14 protein-coding genes are annotated in these 15,447 nt (G+C 63.4%); all 14 read left to right on the top strand.

Features of this window, described 5'->3' with window-relative positions:
• The first annotated feature begins 121 nt into the window (after window positions 1-121).
• The 14 genes from ASC66_RS09230 to ASC66_RS09165 all read left to right on the top strand — a co-directional run bounded on the left by ASC66_RS09230 (window position 122) and on the right by ASC66_RS09165 (window position 15,346).
• Entirely contained in the window at window positions 122-1,744 is a 1,623-nt protein-coding gene (locus tag ASC66_RS09230) for a sugar ABC transporter ATP-binding protein (RefSeq protein ID WP_082492188.1), read from the top strand.
• The gene (locus tag ASC66_RS09225) at window positions 1,741-2,787 is read left to right on the top strand and encodes an ABC transporter permease (RefSeq protein ID WP_055838004.1); all 1,047 of its coding nucleotides are present in this window, start codon (window positions 1,741-1,743) and stop codon (window positions 2,785-2,787) included. The genes ASC66_RS09230 and ASC66_RS09225 overlap by 4 nt, the downstream gene beginning before the upstream one ends.
• The gene (yjfF, locus tag ASC66_RS09220) at window positions 2,784-3,902 is read left to right on the top strand and encodes a galactofuranose ABC transporter, permease protein YjfF (protein ID WP_235496815.1); all 1,119 of its coding nucleotides are present in this window, start codon (window positions 2,784-2,786) and stop codon (window positions 3,900-3,902) included. Before ASC66_RS09225 ends, yjfF begins: the two co-directional genes overlap by 4 nt.
• Window positions 3,903-4,002: 100 nt before the next feature.
• Window positions 4,003-5,034: a LacI family DNA-binding transcriptional regulator gene (locus tag ASC66_RS09215; RefSeq protein WP_055837999.1), complete on the top strand. Its 1,032-nt coding sequence runs from the start codon at window positions 4,003-4,005 to the stop codon at window positions 5,032-5,034.
• Between the two features lie 360 nt (window positions 5,035-5,394).
• The gene (gene nrdH, locus ASC66_RS09210; RefSeq protein ID WP_055837997.1) at window positions 5,395-5,628 is read left to right on the top strand and encodes a glutaredoxin-like protein NrdH; all 234 of its coding nucleotides are present in this window, start codon (window positions 5,395-5,397) and stop codon (window positions 5,626-5,628) included.
• A gap of 130 nt (window positions 5,629-5,758) precedes the next feature.
• Window positions 5,759-6,178, top strand: coding sequence for a class Ib ribonucleoside-diphosphate reductase assembly flavoprotein NrdI (gene nrdI / locus ASC66_RS09205; protein ID WP_055837996.1), 420 nt, complete (start codon window positions 5,759-5,761; stop codon window positions 6,176-6,178).
• A complete protein-coding gene (nrdE, locus tag ASC66_RS09200; protein ID WP_055837993.1) occupies window positions 6,178-8,304 on the top strand; it encodes a class 1b ribonucleoside-diphosphate reductase subunit alpha in 2,127 nt (708 codons plus the stop codon). The genes nrdI and nrdE overlap by 1 nt, the downstream gene beginning before the upstream one ends.
• A gap of 43 nt (window positions 8,305-8,347) precedes the next feature.
• On the top strand, window positions 8,348-9,367 hold the full coding sequence (gene nrdF, locus ASC66_RS09195) for a class 1b ribonucleoside-diphosphate reductase subunit beta (RefSeq protein WP_055837991.1): 1,020 nt from the start codon (window positions 8,348-8,350) through the stop codon (window positions 9,365-9,367).
• A 496-nt stretch (window positions 9,368-9,863) separates the two neighbouring features.
• Complete coding sequence (locus ASC66_RS09190) at window positions 9,864-10,658, top strand: hypothetical protein (protein WP_055837988.1); 795 nt, start codon at window positions 9,864-9,866, stop codon at window positions 10,656-10,658.
• A 43-nt stretch (window positions 10,659-10,701) separates the two neighbouring features.
• Entirely contained in the window at window positions 10,702-12,468 is a 1,767-nt protein-coding gene (locus ASC66_RS18115) for an SIR2 family protein (protein ID WP_157509723.1), read from the top strand.
• 123 nt (window positions 12,469-12,591) lie between these two features.
• The gene (locus tag ASC66_RS09180) at window positions 12,592-13,230 is read left to right on the top strand and encodes a hypothetical protein (RefSeq protein ID WP_157509722.1); all 639 of its coding nucleotides are present in this window, start codon (window positions 12,592-12,594) and stop codon (window positions 13,228-13,230) included.
• A gap of 132 nt (window positions 13,231-13,362) precedes the next feature.
• A complete protein-coding gene (locus tag ASC66_RS09175) occupies window positions 13,363-14,361 on the top strand; it encodes an arsenic resistance protein (RefSeq protein WP_055837978.1) in 999 nt (332 codons plus the stop codon).
• Window positions 14,362-14,475: 114 nt separating this feature from the next.
• Complete coding sequence (locus ASC66_RS09170; RefSeq protein ID WP_055837974.1) at window positions 14,476-15,027, top strand: DUF308 domain-containing protein; 552 nt, start codon at window positions 14,476-14,478, stop codon at window positions 15,025-15,027.
• Window positions 15,028-15,031: 4 nt separating this feature from the next.
• Window positions 15,032-15,346, top strand: a complete 315-nt coding sequence (locus tag ASC66_RS09165) for a thioredoxin domain-containing protein (protein WP_055837971.1) — start codon at window positions 15,032-15,034, stop codon at window positions 15,344-15,346.
• Window positions 15,347-15,447: the final 101 nt, after the last annotated feature.

Genomic DNA, 15,447 nt, shown 5'->3' with positions numbered 1-15,447 from the left:
GCACGACCGGTCGCACTGGCACCAGAGCGGTGCCCCCTGGTTCCGGATGCCGCAACACGCGGCATCCGGAACCAGCGGCATCGCCACACCCGCACGCACCTCAAAGAAGAGAGGACCGAGTATGACTGGCGCAGCGCCCGTGGTCGACATGACCGACATCTCGATCTCGTTCCCCGGAGTCAAGGCCCTCGATGCCGTGAGCTTTCGCATGTTCCCCGGCGAGGTGCACTCGCTGATGGGGGAGAACGGCGCAGGGAAGTCCACGCTGATCAAGGCGCTCACCGGCGTCTACGGCATCGACTCCGGCGTGATCACGCTCGACGGCGAGCAGGTCTCATTCGCGGGGCCGGCCGCCGCCCAGGCCGCGGGGATCAGCACCGTCTACCAAGAGGTGAACCTGCTGGGCAACCTCACCGTCGCCGAGAACATCATGCTCGGACGCGAGCCGCGCAATTGGCGCGGCATCGACTGGAAGAGGATGCGGGCCCGCGCCTCCGAACTCCTCGCCGGTCTCAACCTCGACATCGACCCGAACTCGCTGCTCAACTCGCACTCGCTCGCCATCCAGCAACTGGTCGCCATCGCCCGTGCGATCGACGTTCAGGCCAAGGTGCTCATCCTCGATGAGCCGACCTCGAGCCTCGACGCCGAGGAGGTCGCCGAGCTGTTCCGCGTCATCCGTTCGCTCAAAGACAGCGGCGTCGCCATCCTCTTTGTCTCCCACTTCCTCGACCAGGTCTACGGAATCTCCGACCGCCTCACTGTGCTCCGTAACGGTGCGCTCGTCGGCGAATACCTCACCGACGAGATCCTGCGCATCGACCTCGTGCAGAAGATGATCGGCAAAGAACTCACCGTGCTCGACGATCTCGAGAAGCGCGCACGCACCGCGACCGCGCTCGACTCGAGCCACGACGAGACCGCCTTCGTGCTGGCGAGCAGCCTCGGCCGCAAGGGCGCCGTCGAACCGCTCAGCCTCCCGATCGGCGAGGGCGAGGTCGTCGGCCTCGCCGGGCTGCTCGGCTCCGGCCGCACCGAGATCGCCCGCCTGCTCGGCGGCATCGACAGGGCGGATGCCGGCGAGCTCACCATCGCCGGCAAGCCGGTGAAGCTGCGCACACCGCGCCAGGCGCTCAGCCACCGCATCGCCTACGCCTCCGAGAACCGGCGCGAGGAGGGCATCCTCGACGAGCTCACCGTGCGCGACAACATCGTGCTCGCGCTCCAGGCCGACCGCGGCTGGTTCCGCCCCATCCCCAAGAAGCGGCAGGACGAGCTGGCCGAGAGCTACATCAAGGCGCTCAACATCCGCCCGGCCAACCCTGACGCGCTCGTGCGCAATCTTTCCGGCGGCAATCAGCAGAAGGTTCTGCTCGCCCGATGGCTGGCCATCGCCCCCCGGCTGCTGATCCTCGACGAGCCCACCCGTGGCATCGACATCGGCGCCAAGGCCGAAATTCAGAAGCTCGTCTACACGCTCGCCGAGAACGGCATGAGTGTCGTGTTCATCTCGGCCGAGCTCGACGAGGTGCTGCGCCTCAGCCACCGCGTCGCCGTGATGCGCGACCGCCGGCTCGTGGCCGACATCGAGAACGACGACCTCACGGTGGAGGCGCTGTTGGCGCTGATCGCCGATGGCTCCGGAGTGGATGAACTCCCGGCGGACGACGCCGCGGATGGCGCAGTGCCCGCGGCATCCGCCCCCACACCCACCACCCCCGGCACGACAGGAGAAAACGCATGACCGCCGTGCTCGGCAAACTCGCCTCGAACCGGCTGTTCTGGCCGGTCGTGATGCTGCTCGTGCTGTTCGCGATCAACCTGATCGCGTTCCCCGAGTTCTTCAGCATCACCGTCAAAGACGGGCACCTCTTCGGCAGCCTGATCGACATCCTGCGCAACGGCGCCCCGATGCTCATCATCGCCATCGGTATGACGCTCGTCATCGCGACCCGCGGAATCGACCTCTCGGTCGGGGCCGTCTGCGCCATCTCCGGCGCGGTGGCGTGTTCGATCCTGCTCGGCTCCGAGAACCCCGGCAGCCCGGCGACCGTGGCGGTTGCGATCGCCGTGGCGATCGGCGTCGCCCTGGTGATGGGTGTCTGGAACGGCTTCCTCGTCGCCGTGCTCGGCATCCAGCCGATCATCGCGACGCTCATCCTGATGACGGCCGGCCGTGGCGTGGCGATGCTCATCACCGAGGGGCAGATCCTCACGGTGAACAGCCCGCCGTTCAAGGCAATCGGCTCCGGCTTCTGGTTCGGCCTGCCGATCGCGGTCGTCATCGCCGCCGTGATCTTCGCCCTCGCAGCCCTGATCACCCGCCGCACCGCGCTCGGCCTGATGATCGAGTCGGTCGGCATCAACCCGGAGGCGAGCCGCCAGGCCGGCGTCCGTGCGCGCGGCCTGCTGTTCGGCGTCTACACCTTCTCCGCACTCGCCGCGGCGATCGCCGGGCTCATCCTCACCGCCAATCAGACGGCGGCGGATGCCAACAACACCGGCCTCTTCATCGAACTCGACGCGATCCTCGCCGTCGTGATCGGCGGCACGTCGCTGATGGGTGGCCGCTACTCGCTGACCGGAACCCTGGTCGGCGCCCTCGTGATCCAGACCCTCGTGACGACCGTCTACACGGTCGGAATCCCGCCGGTCGTGACCATGGTGTTCAAGGCTGCCGTCGTGACCGTGGTCTGCCTGCTGCAATCACCGGCAACAACCAATGCCTTCGCCTCGTGGCGACGAGCAGCGGCGCTCCGCGCCGCTGGAAAGGAGCTCACCGCATGACGAGTCTCGCTCCCACTACGACAGAGCCCCGCACGGGCGGCACGTCCGGCGGCGGCTCCACACCCGGCGGAGGACGCCGCTCCGGCGGAAGGGCAGGCGGAGGGGCAGGCGGCCGGCGGACGCGTTTCGACATGATCCACGTGCTCAGCGGCATCCGGGACACCTTCGGCAGCCCGAAGTACGGCCCGGTGCTCGTCACGCTGATTCTCTTCGTCGCCGTGTTCCTGGCCGGTGGCCTGCGCTACCGCGGCTTCCTCTCCGGTCAGGTCTTCCTCAACCTCCTGGTCGACAACGCCTACCTGATCGTTCTCGCCGTCGGCATGACGTTCGTGATCATCACGGGCGGCATCGACCTCTCGGTCGGCGCCGTCGTGGCCCTCTCGACGATGATCGCCGCCAGCCTGCTCCAGAGCGGCTGGTCACCCGGGGTCGTGATCCCGCTGATCCTCGTGCTCACCTCGCTGCTCGGGCTGCTCGTCGGGCTGATGATCCACGTGTTCAAGGTGCAACCCTTCATAGCGACACTGGCGGCGATGTTCCTGGCGCGCGGGCTCTGCTACGTGATCAGCAAGGACTCGATCTCGATCGTCGACCCCTTCTTCGTGGCATTCGCACAGACCCGGATCCCGCTGGGCGGCGGGCTCAGCGTGACGCCCAGCGTGATCATCGCGCTCGTCGTCGTCGTGGTGGCCGTCTTCGTGCTGGGGTACACCCGCTTCGGCCGCACGGTGTACGCGCTCGGCGGCAGCGAGCACTCCGGCATGCTCATGGGCCTGCCCGTTGCGCGCACCAAGGTGCTCGTCTACATCATCAGCGGGTTCTGCTCCGGCGTCGCCGGCGTGCTGTTCACCTTCTATACGCTCTCTGGGTACAGCCTGACTGCGGTCGGCACCGAGCTCGACGCGATCGCCGCGGTCGTGATCGGCGGCACCCTGCTCACGGGTGGCTACGGATTCGTGCTCGGTTCGGTTCTGGGCGTGCTGGTGCTCGGCGTCATCCAGACGATCATCACCTTCGAGGGCACCCTCAGCTCGTGGTGGACCAAGATCTTCATCGGAGCGCTGCTGCTCGTCTTCATCATCCTGCAGAAGGTGCTCACCGCCAGGCGCCGCTAGCCGGGCACGCGACGCGGATGCACGGGCGGCCCGCCGCGAAACGACATAATGAGAGCGACAACGATGTGGGTGAGACTCACAAGGCAGGAGCCGCGGGCCGGTGAGCACTGACGATGAGAAGGCGCGCGTCGCCAACATCTTCGACGTCGCACGCCTGGCCGGGGTCTCGCACCAGACGGTCTCCCGGGTGCTCAACGAGCTGCCGAATGTGCGCCCGGCCACGCGCCTGCGCGTTGAGCAGGCCATCAAGCAGTTGCGCTACGTGCCGTCCCCGGCCGCGCGGGCACTCGTCACCCGGCGCTCGCGCACCCTCGGGCTCATCTCGGCCGGCCGCCCGGACTACGGCCCGGCGAGCATGGCGCTCTACTTCAACGAGGCCGCGCGAGAGGCCCGCTACGCCGTGAGCATGGCGAGCATGCTCAAGACGGATGCCGCAACAATGCGTGGAGCCGTCGAGATGCTGCTGCGGCAGAACGTCGAGGCGATCGTGTTGATCGCGACCGACCGGGATGCCGTGGAGTCGGTCAATGGGCTCGAGCTCGGCGTGCCGCTGATCGCGATCGCCTCGCAGGGCAACGTCGGCTTCCACCGGGTGTCGCTCGATCAGTACCAGGGCGCCCGCATCGCCGTCGAGCGCCTGATCGAGCTCGGGCACCGCGAGATTCGCCACATCTCGGGCCCGATGGCGTCGATGGATGCCATGGAACGCCATCGTGGATGGCGCGACGTCATGGCAGAGCAGGGGCTGGTCGCTCAGGAGGCGTTCGAGGGGGACTGGACCCCGGCCAGTGGGTACCGCTTCGGCACAGAGCTGGCGCGCGATGCCGACATGACCGCGGTGTTCGTGGCGAACGACCAGATGAGCCTCGGCGTCTATCACGCGCTCTCCGCGGCCGGGCGCGGCGTTCCCGGCGACGTCAGCGTCATCGGATTCGATGACATCCCAGAGGCCGAGCACTTCGCGCCGCCTCTGACGACAATGCGACAGGACTTCGAGTCCCTCGGCCGCGACACCATGGCCACGGTGCTGGCGGCACTGCGCGACGACGAGTCGCCTCCGGCCGTCGCGCCCCGTGTGCCGGAGCTCATCGAGCGCGAGAGCACCGCCCCGCCCCGCTCGCCGCGCCCGTAGTCGCTGGTGGCGCGCTCCCGGGCGCCGGGAATCAGCGCGAAAACGGGTGTCGGAGGGTGCTGTCAGAGTGGCCATAGCAGCACACGATCCTGTGGTCAACGACCGTCGAACGCGACACGCCGGGAAGCTTTCCACAGGCAAACAGTTTCCCAAATGGGGGGCTGTGGATAAGCCTCGGCCGAGGCGCGGAAACAGGCCGAACTTGCTCGCCGAGCCTGTTGAGAACCGGTGAGTAACCGGTGGATAACTACATAAATGTAACTACATCATCTAGTGGCTGTTCCCATCGGGGAGCACTAGATGTAGTATTGAGGTGTCGGCAAAACAGCGCGGACTTCGTACAAAACTAAGGGGAAATCGATGACTGTAACGGTCTACACCAAGCCTTCGTGCGTGCAGTGCACGGCGACGTATCGCGCCCTCGACAAGCAGGGTATCGAGTACGAGGTTCTGGACCTGTCGGTCGACGAGAATGCGCTCGCAGCCGTCAAGGAGTTGGGCTACCTGCAGGCGCCCGTCGTGATCACCGACGAAGACCACTGGTCGGGCTTCCGCCCCGACAAGATTTCGGAGCTCGCCTCGCGTCTCGCGTAGGTCTCGATTCCGAGAACCGCCGCATTGCGGCATCCGGGCACGCCGGCACCGAGTAGAGTCTCGGCGCTTGGGTCACGCCCACAATCACAGCGAACACAACCCATTCGGCCTACCGAGAGGGGATGATCCCATGGCCAATCTGGTCTACTTCTCCAGCGTTTCGGGCAACACGCACCGATTCATGCAGAAGCTCGGCCTCCCGGCCGATCGGATCCCGCTGTACCCCAGCGATGCACCGTTGCAGGCCACGGAGCCCTACGTTCTCGTCCTTCCCACTTACGGGGGCGGCGATGGCAAGGGTGCCGTGCCCAAGCAGGTCATCCGTTTTCTCAACGACGAGAACAACCGGATGCTGCTGCGCGGTGTCATCGCGGCAGGAAACACCAACTTCGGAACAGGCTATGGCCTGGCCGGAGACATCATTGCGGCAAAGTGCAACGTGCCGCAGCTGTACAGATTTGAAGTATTCGGAACACCGGACGATGTGAATATCGTCCACGAAGGATTGGACTCGTTTTGGTCGGAACAACTGGCGACAGCGTCTCATTGATGGAAGCACCACGCACGGGCATGGATTATCACTCGCTCAATGCGATGCTGAACCTCTACGGCCCGAACGGTGAGATCCAGTTCGACAAGGATCGTGAGGCGGCGCGCGAGTACTTCCTGCAGCACGTCAACCAGAACACGGTCTTCTTCCACTCGCTCAAAGAGCGCCTCGACTACCTGGTCGAGAAGGAGTACTACGAGAAGGCCGTGCTCGACGCATACTCCTTCGAGTTCATCTCCAGCCTGAACGACCTCGCGTACTCGAAGAAGTTCCGTTTCGACACCTTCCTCGGTGCCTTCAAGTACTACACCAGCTACACGCTGAAGACCTTCGACGGAAAGCGTTACCTCGAGCGCTTCGAAGACCGCGTCGTGATGACCGCGCTCGGCCTGGCCGCCGGCGACGAGAAGCTCGCCGTCAACCTCGTCGAGGAAATCCTCGCCGGCCGCTTCCAGCCGGCCACCCCCACCTTCCTCAACTCGGGCAAGGCCCAGCGCGGCGAGCTCGTCTCCTGCTTCCTGCTGCGCATCGAAGACAACATGGAGTCGATCTCGCGCGGCATCAACTCCTCGCTGCAGCTCTCCAAGCGCGGCGGCGGCGTTGCCCTGCTGCTCTCCAACATCCGTGAGGCCGGCGCCCCGATCAAGCAGATCGAGAACCAGTCCTCCGGCATCATCCCCGTCATGAAGCTCCTCGAAGACAGCTTCAGCTACGCCAACCAGCTCGGTGCCCGCCAGGGTGCCGGTGCCGTCTACCTCCAGGCGCACCACCCCGACATCATGCGCTTCCTCGACACCAAGCGTGAGAACGCCGACGAGAAGGTGCGCATCAAGACCCTCTCGCTGGGCGTCGTCGTTCCCGACATCACCTTCGAGCTGGCCAAGAACGACGAGGACATGTACCTCTTCTCGCCGTACGACGTCGAGCGCGTCTACGGTGTGCCATTCGCCGACATCTCCGTCAGCGAGAAGTACCGCGAGATGGTCGACAACCCCGCCATCAAGAAGTCCAAGATCAAGGCCCGCGAGTTCTTCCAGACCCTCGCCGAGATCCAGTTCGAGTCCGGCTACCCGTACATCATGTACGAGGACACCGTCAACGCTGCGAACCCCATCAAGGGCCGCATCAACATGTCGAACCTCTGCTCCGAGATCCTCCAGGTCAACACGCCGACCACGTACAACGAGGACCTCTCGTACGACAAGATCGGCAAGGACATCAGCTGCAACCTCGGTTCGCTGAACATCGCCCTGGCCATGGACTCGCCCGACTTTGCCAAGACGATCGACACCGCCATCCGCGGCCTCACCTCGGTCTCCAACCAGAGCCACATCAGCTCGGTGCGCTCGATCGAAGACGGCAACGACAAGTCGCACGCCATCGGCCTCGGCCAGATGAACCTGCACGGCTACCTCGCCCGTGAGCGCATCTACTACGGCAGTGAAGAAGGCATCGACTTCACGAACATCTACTTCTACACGGTCGTCTTCCACGCCCTCAAGGCCTCCAACGCCATCGCGATCGAGCGCGGCGAGACCTTCGACGGCTTCGAGGACTCCAAGTACGCGAGCGGCGAGTTCTTCGACAAGTACACGGATGCCGAATGGCTGCCCGCCACGGAGCGTGTCGCCGAGCTGTTCGCCACCTCGGCCGTCGAGATCCCGACGCAGGACGACTGGCGGGAGCTGAAGGCGTCCATCCAGAAGCACGGTATCTACAACCAGAACCTGCAGGCTGTGCCGCCGACCGGTTCGATCAGCTACATCAACAACTCGACGGCATCCATTCACCCGATCGCCTCGAAGATCGAGATCCGCAAGGAAGGCAAGCTCGGCCGCGTGTACTTCCCGGCGCCGTTCATGACGAACGACAACCTGGACTACTACCAGGACGCCTACGAGATCGGTGCGGAGAAGGTCATCGACACCTACGCCGCGGCGACGCAGCACGTGGACCAGGGCCTCTCGCTGACGCTGTTCTTCAAGGACACCGCCACCACGCGCGACATCAACAAGACGCAGATCTACGCGTGGCGCAAGGGCATCAAGACGATCTACTACATCCGTCTGCGCCAGATGGCGCTCGAGGGCACCGAGGTCGAGGGCTGCGTCAGCTGCGCGCTCTAAGCGCACACTGCCCGGCCTCTCCACTCAAGCAAGGACACACACAATGACTCTCACCGACAAGGTCAACTCGGCCCAGAACGATCCGGCCCACCAGGGCAAGATCAAGCTGGTCAGCCACGTCAACGCCATCAACTGGAACAAGATCCAGGACGAGAAGGACGTCGAGGTCTGGAACCGTCTCGTCAACAACTTCTGGCTGCCGGAGAAGGTGCCGCTCTCCAACGACATCCAGTCGTGGGCGACGCTCACCCCCGAAGAGCAGCTGATGACGATGCGTGTGTTCACGGGTCTGACCCTGCTCGACACGATCCAGGGCACCGTCGGTGCTGTGTCGTTGATCCCGGATGCCATCACTCCCCACGAGGAGGCCGTCTACACGAACATCGCGTTCATGGAGTCGGTGCACGCCAAGAGCTACTCCTCGATCTTCTCCACGCTCTGCTCCACCAAGGAGATCGACGAGGCGTTCCGCTGGTCCACCGAGAATCAGAACCTTCAGAAGAAGGCCGCGATCATCATGGACTACTACCAGGGCGATGACCCCCTGAAGCGCAAGGTGGCCTCCACCCTGCTCGAGTCGTTCCTGTTCTACTCCGGCTTCTACCTGCCGATGTACTGGTCCAGCCGCGCCAAGCTCACCAACACGGCCGACCTCATCCGCCTCATCATCCGCGACGAGGCCGTGCACGGCTACTACATCGGCTACAAGTTCCAGAAGGGTCTCGAGAACGAGACCGAGGAGCGTCGTCAGGAGCTGAAGGACTACACCTTCAACCTCATGTACGAGCTCTACGAGAACGAGGTGCAGTACACGCAGGACCTCTACGACGGCGTCGGTCTGACCGAGGACGTCAAGAAGTTCCTGCACTACAACGCCAACAAGGCGCTGATGAACCTCGGCTACGAGCCGATGTTCCCGAAGACGGTCACCGACGTGAACCCGGCCATCCTCTCGGCGCTCTCCCCGAACGCCGACGAGAACCACGACTTCTTCTCGGGTTCCGGCTCGAGCTACGTCATCGGCAAGGCCGTTGTCACGGAAGACGAGGACTGGGACTTCTAATCACCGAATTACACGAAAGTGTCGTTTCGCGATTTAGTTGTCAGTTTCGCGAATTAGATGTCAGTTTTCGCGCGGTACTTGTCAGTAGCCCGTCGGCGTAGAACGACCACGCTCATCACCCAACTCGCTCGTTCGAACGAAGGGATGCTCAAGGTGCATATTGCAATTGAGCATGTCGTTCGCGGAGAGGGGAGGCGCGAATGGCGAATGTGAAGCGACCTCTACCGTTCGAGCTGTGCACGGGTTGGCCGGAGAATCCTTCGGACAACCCGAGCGCAGAGGTCGTTCGTCAGTTTGCTCTGAACGTGCGAAGTGCCATCGGTGGCAACAGCGTGAGGTCCGTTGCCGCAGAATGTGGACTCAGCCACGTGACGGTTCTGAATGCGCTCAACGGGAAGAGCTGGCCAGACGCCTGGACCATCTCACATCTTGAGCGCGGGCTGAACACTGAGCTCTGGCCGCGCGCTAGGTCGTAGGAATCGACGAGGGGGAATAGATGGACGAGCACCTGCGAAATCCGGCGGGGCGGCTTTGGCTGTTCCTGTCCTACGCGCACCAACACGCGGCTCACGGCCGGTCAATGCTGGAGCTATGGGCGCAGTATCTTGACGTTGCGCCGGAACCCAATGCTGAGTTCTTCAGTGGGGTGGCCGAGCTGCTTGCACTTCCTGGCCAAGTCCGCGAAGCCGTGAACGGTCTGCAAAACCCCTTAGTGCCTCACGAGCTGCTCCTCAGCGGACTTACTGATGCGGAGCCCGCCATGGCGCGTTCTGCCAACCTCACATCCGGCAGCGGAGAGTTCGCCGGTATGGTGCCAGCGACCGCTCTGGTGATGTTGGAGACTTGCAGCCACATGCTCAACAACAGCGGACTTTCCGACGCTGAGATTCCGCTCGACAGCCTTGCAGAGATGCGAAGCTTGGCGGAGGAGCTCCTTCGAACGGTGGAGGATGCGGATGGTCTTGACTCGGGCGTTCGTCGCATCATTTTCGAGTACGCAACTGCAATTCTCAGGGCTATTGGCCTCTTGCGGGTGACTGGGGTTGGCGCAGTACTGCTCGAGCATGACCGCATGACGGGTCGAGTTGTCCGCGATTTGGGCCTTCGAGAAGCCCTCGTGCAGCGCCCGAGGTTCTTCGACGCAATCGTCAGATTGGGTCAGGTCATCAATGCCCTGGTGCAAGTCCGGCAGGGAACTCAGGCTATCGGTTCTGACCTTGCCGACATCCTTGCGCTCGGCCAGTTGCCAGTCGAGCTGGCGGCGCCGGCCGAGGAAACGCAGCGGGCATGACCGCGGCACCGGGGCACAGGGATACTGAGCTGAGGGTCGAGTCTTGACCTCGCTGACCACTGTTTTCGACCCGTCAGTTTCTATGGCGGTCAACGTTCAAGCCCAGCCGGGTGTGTTTGCGGTCCTCCTGGGGTCAGGTGTGTCAACCGGGGCTGGGATTCCCACGGGTTGGGGCGTAGTAAAAGACCTGGTGCGCCGTATCGCGACTGCGACTACTCCGACTGGTGCCGCCCTGGATACTGATGACGAGGTCGAGGAGTGGTGGGCTGCAAACCGCCCAGAAGTACACCTCGGTTACTCGGCGCTACTTGCAGAGACAGGCCAAACTGCTGGGGCTCGCCGTGGCTTGCTTGCCCGATACTTTGAACCTGACGAAGCGGAGCTCGAGCAGGGCCTAAAGGTACCGACAGCGGCGCATCGCGCAATCGCCGAACTCGTCAAGGCCGGATATGTCCGAGTCATCGTGACGACGAACTTCGACCGACTCGCGGAGCGCGCATTGGAAGATGTGGGAATCTCGCCCCAGGTCATTTCGACCGCAGAAGGTGCCACAGGGATGATTCCCCTTCAGCACGCCGTGGCTACCGTCATCAAAGTGAATGGCGACTACGCGGAACTGGGGATGCGAAACACCCACGAGGAGCTTGGCGAGTATCCCACTGGGCTTCGCAAGGTTGTCAAGCGAGTGTTCGAGGAGTACGGACTCATCGTTTCTGGCTGGTCCGCAGAATGGGATGTTGCACTTACGCGCCATGCTCAAGCTGCGCGCAGTCGCCGCTATCCCGTTTACTGGGATGCCCGGAGCAGTAATGGAGAGGTTCCAAGCCGTCTCCTGGCAGCACGCGGTGGCCAGCGCGTGGCAGCAAGTACCGCGGACGAACTCTTCACGGCACTTCATGAGCGCGTAGTCGCACTTGAATCGCTTTCAGAGCCACCTGTATCGACCGCCATGGCCTTGGCCAGAGTGAAACGCTACATCGCAAATCCGATTCGTCGGGTCGATTTGCGGGACCTCGTTATGAGCGCCGTCGAAAAGACCGCTACATCCGCCGAGAACTCTCCCGTAGTGTTCGATGAAATCGAGACCGTTGATGAGCTCTTCTCCGCACATTTTCGGAGCGCCGTCCCTTCGATTCAGATACTTGCCACCGGGGCGATGCATGGCGAACCAGCGCATCATGACCTCTGGGTCGATGCACTGCAGACGTTGATTGATGCGAACCGAGTGGGACCGGGCTCATACAACCCGGCGCTACGCGATTTGCGGCACTATCCCGCATTGCTCGCGCTGCGTGCGATGGGAATCGTTGCTATCAAGCGCTCTGACGAGGCGTTGCTCCTTCGACTTCTTCAGGAACCGCGGTGGCGGGTGCGATACGGAGTTGAGGGCGATGTGCTCGCCGTGAACGCCCTGAACCCGTGGTCAGTTCTAGACGCCGACATCGTTCAAAGATTGGAGCGATGGGAAGGAGCGCGATGGAAGGAGCCTCAAAGCCACTTGTTGCGCGCGGAGCTCCGAGCTCCCCTGTCCGGCGTCGTAAACGAGTCCGAGTACGACGAACTTAGTGACGGATTTGAGTATCGGATGGCGCTCGCGCAACACCTCATTGGTGGGAACGGGTCGTGGAGACCTGCCGGTGGCGAGTTCGTCCCGGACTTCGGATGGGGCCGTGGCGCCAAGCTTCGTGGCGAAGAGCGGTTCCTTGAAGCTCTGAGTCGGAACCCCGAGTCGCCTTGGATGCCGCTCCTTGGCGAAGACGTGGAATCAACGCTTTCCGCGTTCCGGGATGAGTTCAGCGGCCGCCGCTAAGCACTGAGGACTGGCGTAGATGGACCAAGCTATCTAGGTTTGAAGGGCCACCGAACCCCATGGACGCCTACACCGCGTTGGTCGCGGCTGCAGCCACGCCAAGTCACCTGCTTAGCTATGCACATGACCGTTGAATCTGTCACGAACATAGTCCTCGCGTTGACGTCAGTTTGCACATTGTTTCTCGCAATCGTGGTGTACCTGCGCGGCGCTTCGACGCGTCGTCACGCGGAACGTGCTGCGGATGCCGCTCAGCTGTTGGAGACAATGGCGGCGCTCGAGCTCAGTGGGATGGACGTGGGTCTAGACGAGCCAGCAGCGCGCGCGCTTCACGAGACCCAACTGCGGGAACTCCGACAAGTCATCCGAGTGAACGCCCGCGGATTCACCGACAAAGCCCGACGCCCTGGCATCCCTGCACTTCTTCTCGGCTACGGCGTGTTTGTTGGCGCCCTTTTCATCTATGTGGGGTCGCGAGGTGCCCTGTCCACTTCGGAGGTTGTGAGCGCAGAACAGTGGGCCGCCTGGCTAGCGGTGATTGCACTAGTCGTCATCGGCCTCGGGCTGGCGGCTGCTTCGTCGGTGGCCTTGTGGAGGAAGTGGACAGCGCGCGAGCGGCAGCGCGCTGCCGGAATCAAGGTGCCTCCATATGGAGCCGAAATCAAAGAGAGCATCGTGCTGATTCGCGCCGCGCTGCGCCGGCTCAGAAATGCCCGACGTAAGCGGAAGTCCGTGCGTATCGAGTTGCGCCGCGCTGCGTAGTCGCGGGTTTTGAAGCCACCTTGGCACCCGTGACGCCTCGATTCAGTGCCGCCGCCCATCGGTTCCGTCGCGTTGTCGTGACGCCCGCTTCCTTCCCTTCGAACCTTCCGCCCGCCCCAATAGGCTGGAACCATGCCGCGAATCGTTGAAGCCATGGAGCGTCACCAAGTCGCGCTCTACCTGGCGGCAATCGTTGCCGGCGGCGTGGTCGGTTGGTTGATTCCCGGCAGTGCGCCGGTGCTTTCAGCGAGCATCAACCCGATACTTGGGTTGCTCTTGTTCGCGACGTTCCTCGGAGTCCCGCTGACCCGGGTTCGCCGCGCGTTCAGCGATGTCCGGTTCTTGACGACAGTGCTCTTCGTGAACTTCCTCGTGGTGCCTGTCGTCGTGTTTGGCCTGTCGCGTTTCGTCGCGGGTGACAAGGCGCTTCTCGTCGGCGTGCTCCTTGTCCTTCTGACACCGTGCGTGGATTACGTGATTGTGTTCACCGGCCTCGCTGGCGGGTCGAAGGACGGGCTCCTCGCCGCGACCCCACTGCTCATGCTGTTGCAGATATTGCTGCTGCCGCTCTACCTGCTCCTCTTCGCCGGCCCTGAAACAGTCGCCCTGTTCGAGGTGGCGCCATTCCTCGAAGCGTTCCTGTTCCTCATTGTGCTGCCGATGCTCGCCGCAGCCGGCGTGCAATGGCTCAGCCGCCGCGCCCGAGCGGGCCGAATTATCGAGGCGACCATGCAATCACTCATGGTTCCGCTGATGATGGCGACCCTGGCGGTCGTCATCGGCTCTCAAGTCGCAGCGGTGGGAAGCGAGATAGCGTCGCTGCTCAGCCTGATTCCGCTCTACGTGGCGTTTCTTGTCATCATGGTGCTCCTCGGGCTTCTCGCGGGACGTGCCTCCCGGCTCGACGTGCCAGGAACACGTGCGCTCATCTTCAGCGGCGCGACAAGGAATTCACTCGTCGTGCTGCCCCTGGCCTTGGCGCTACCGGTCGAGTTTGCGCTTGCCCCACTCGCGGTCGTCACTCAGACACTCGTTGAGCTTCTCGGGATGGTGGTGCTCATACGGGTAGTGCCCGCTTTTACTGGAGCGGCCCGGGCCGCGGCAGTTGGGTCCGCCCCCGACCGGGTCTGACTCATCGTTTGGCGACCTGTATCGACGCTTAGCGACCGCGCTGAACACGCTGGCCAGGCGTAGAGTGCAAGCACCTTCAATGACGGCCGCCCGGAGAGGGCCGAGGCGGTGACCATGCTGCTCACAGAGGACGAGATACTCGGCGTTCCTGTCGGTTCAACCGAGCCGCTCTTCTTGACGATTCTGGCCATCCACGTCGTGGTCGCACTCATGGCCGTCGTGACCGGGCTCATCGCGATGCTCTCCCGTAAAGGGTCTCCCCGTCACACGCGGGGCGGGCGCTGGTACTTCTACGCAATCTGCGCGGTGTTCGCCACAGCAACAGGGCTTGCGGCGCTTCGCTGGTCCGAGACCTACTACCTGTTCGTCATCGGTGCGGTGGCGTTCACCTCCTCGCTCATCGGGGTGCTGCATCGGAAGCGACACCGACCAGGTGATGCCCCGCACATTCTCGGGATGGGCGTCTCGTACATCGCGCTGCTCACAGGTTTCTACGTCGACAACGGGCCGAACCTTCCACTCTGGGAACTGCTACCGAGCTGGGCGTTCTGGGTGATTCCGGCGGCAGTGGGTGCGCCTCGCATCGCCATTTCAACAGCGAGATGGGCCGGTCGCCGAATGAAGGAGCGCATCAACGCCTCAGCGGAGAACCGCGGGAGAGAATAGAGACATGAAGGTTGAAGTTCTCAGCATCGCCGATTGCCCCAACGGGGACAAAACACTGGACCGTGTGCGGAACACCATCGAGGCGCTCGGACTCATCGACGTGGAGCTTCGCGCCGAAACGCTTCGAACGAGCGAGGACGCCGCCCGTTGGGCATTCGCTGGCTCCCCGACCATTCTGGTTGACGGGGTTGACGCGTTCCCGTCGGACGGCCGCACCGAAGACCTGGCCTGCCGCGTTTACCCGACCGAATCGGGTCTCGCGGGCCTGCCAAGCGAAGCCCAACTCGTTGAGGTGCTCAGCGCGAAGGCCCAGGCCTAGAACCAATCAGGCCTGGGCTCCGCAATCCAGTCTTAGCTGCCGCAGCTCCCCGATGACGCACCGGTGGCTGGCGTCGCGCATGACGCGCCTTCGCCGACGCT

It is taken from the genome of Leifsonia sp. Root4, assembly GCF_001425085.1.
In the GTDB taxonomy this organism is placed as follows: Bacteria; Actinomycetota; Actinomycetes; order Actinomycetales; family Microbacteriaceae; genus Microterricola.
Note: the sequence above shows the minus strand (reverse complement) of the source record. Positions and strands in the feature narration are given on the sequence as shown.

Bases quoted from the DNA above. Each gene is read 5' to 3' on its own strand.
- ASC66_RS09230 (WP_082492188.1), top strand. From the start codon at position 122: ATGACTGGCGCAGCGCCCGTGGTCGACATGACCGACATCTCGATCTCG.
- ASC66_RS09225 (WP_055838004.1), top strand. From the start codon at position 1,741: ATGACCGCCGTGCTCGGCAAACTCGCCTCGAACCGGCTGTTCTGGCCG.
- yjfF (WP_235496815.1), top strand. From the start codon at position 2,784: ATGACGAGTCTCGCTCCCACTACGACAGAGCCCCGCACGGGCGGCACG.
- nrdH (WP_055837997.1), top strand. From the start codon at position 5,395: ATGACTGTAACGGTCTACACCAAGCCTTCGTGCGTGCAGTGCACGGCG.
- nrdI (WP_055837996.1), top strand. From the start codon at position 5,759: ATGGCCAATCTGGTCTACTTCTCCAGCGTTTCGGGCAACACGCACCGA.
- nrdE (WP_055837993.1), top strand. From the start codon at position 6,178: ATGGAAGCACCACGCACGGGCATGGATTATCACTCGCTCAATGCGATG.
- nrdF (WP_055837991.1), top strand. From the start codon at position 8,348: ATGACTCTCACCGACAAGGTCAACTCGGCCCAGAACGATCCGGCCCAC.
- ASC66_RS09190 (WP_055837988.1), top strand. From the start codon at position 9,864: ATGGACGAGCACCTGCGAAATCCGGCGGGGCGGCTTTGGCTGTTCCTG.
- ASC66_RS09180 (WP_157509722.1), top strand. From the start codon at position 12,592: ATGACCGTTGAATCTGTCACGAACATAGTCCTCGCGTTGACGTCAGTT.
- ASC66_RS09175 (WP_055837978.1), top strand. From the start codon at position 13,363: ATGCCGCGAATCGTTGAAGCCATGGAGCGTCACCAAGTCGCGCTCTAC.
- ASC66_RS09170 (WP_055837974.1), top strand. From the start codon at position 14,476: ATGCTGCTCACAGAGGACGAGATACTCGGCGTTCCTGTCGGTTCAACC.
- ASC66_RS09165 (WP_055837971.1), top strand. From the start codon at position 15,032: ATGAAGGTTGAAGTTCTCAGCATCGCCGATTGCCCCAACGGGGACAAA.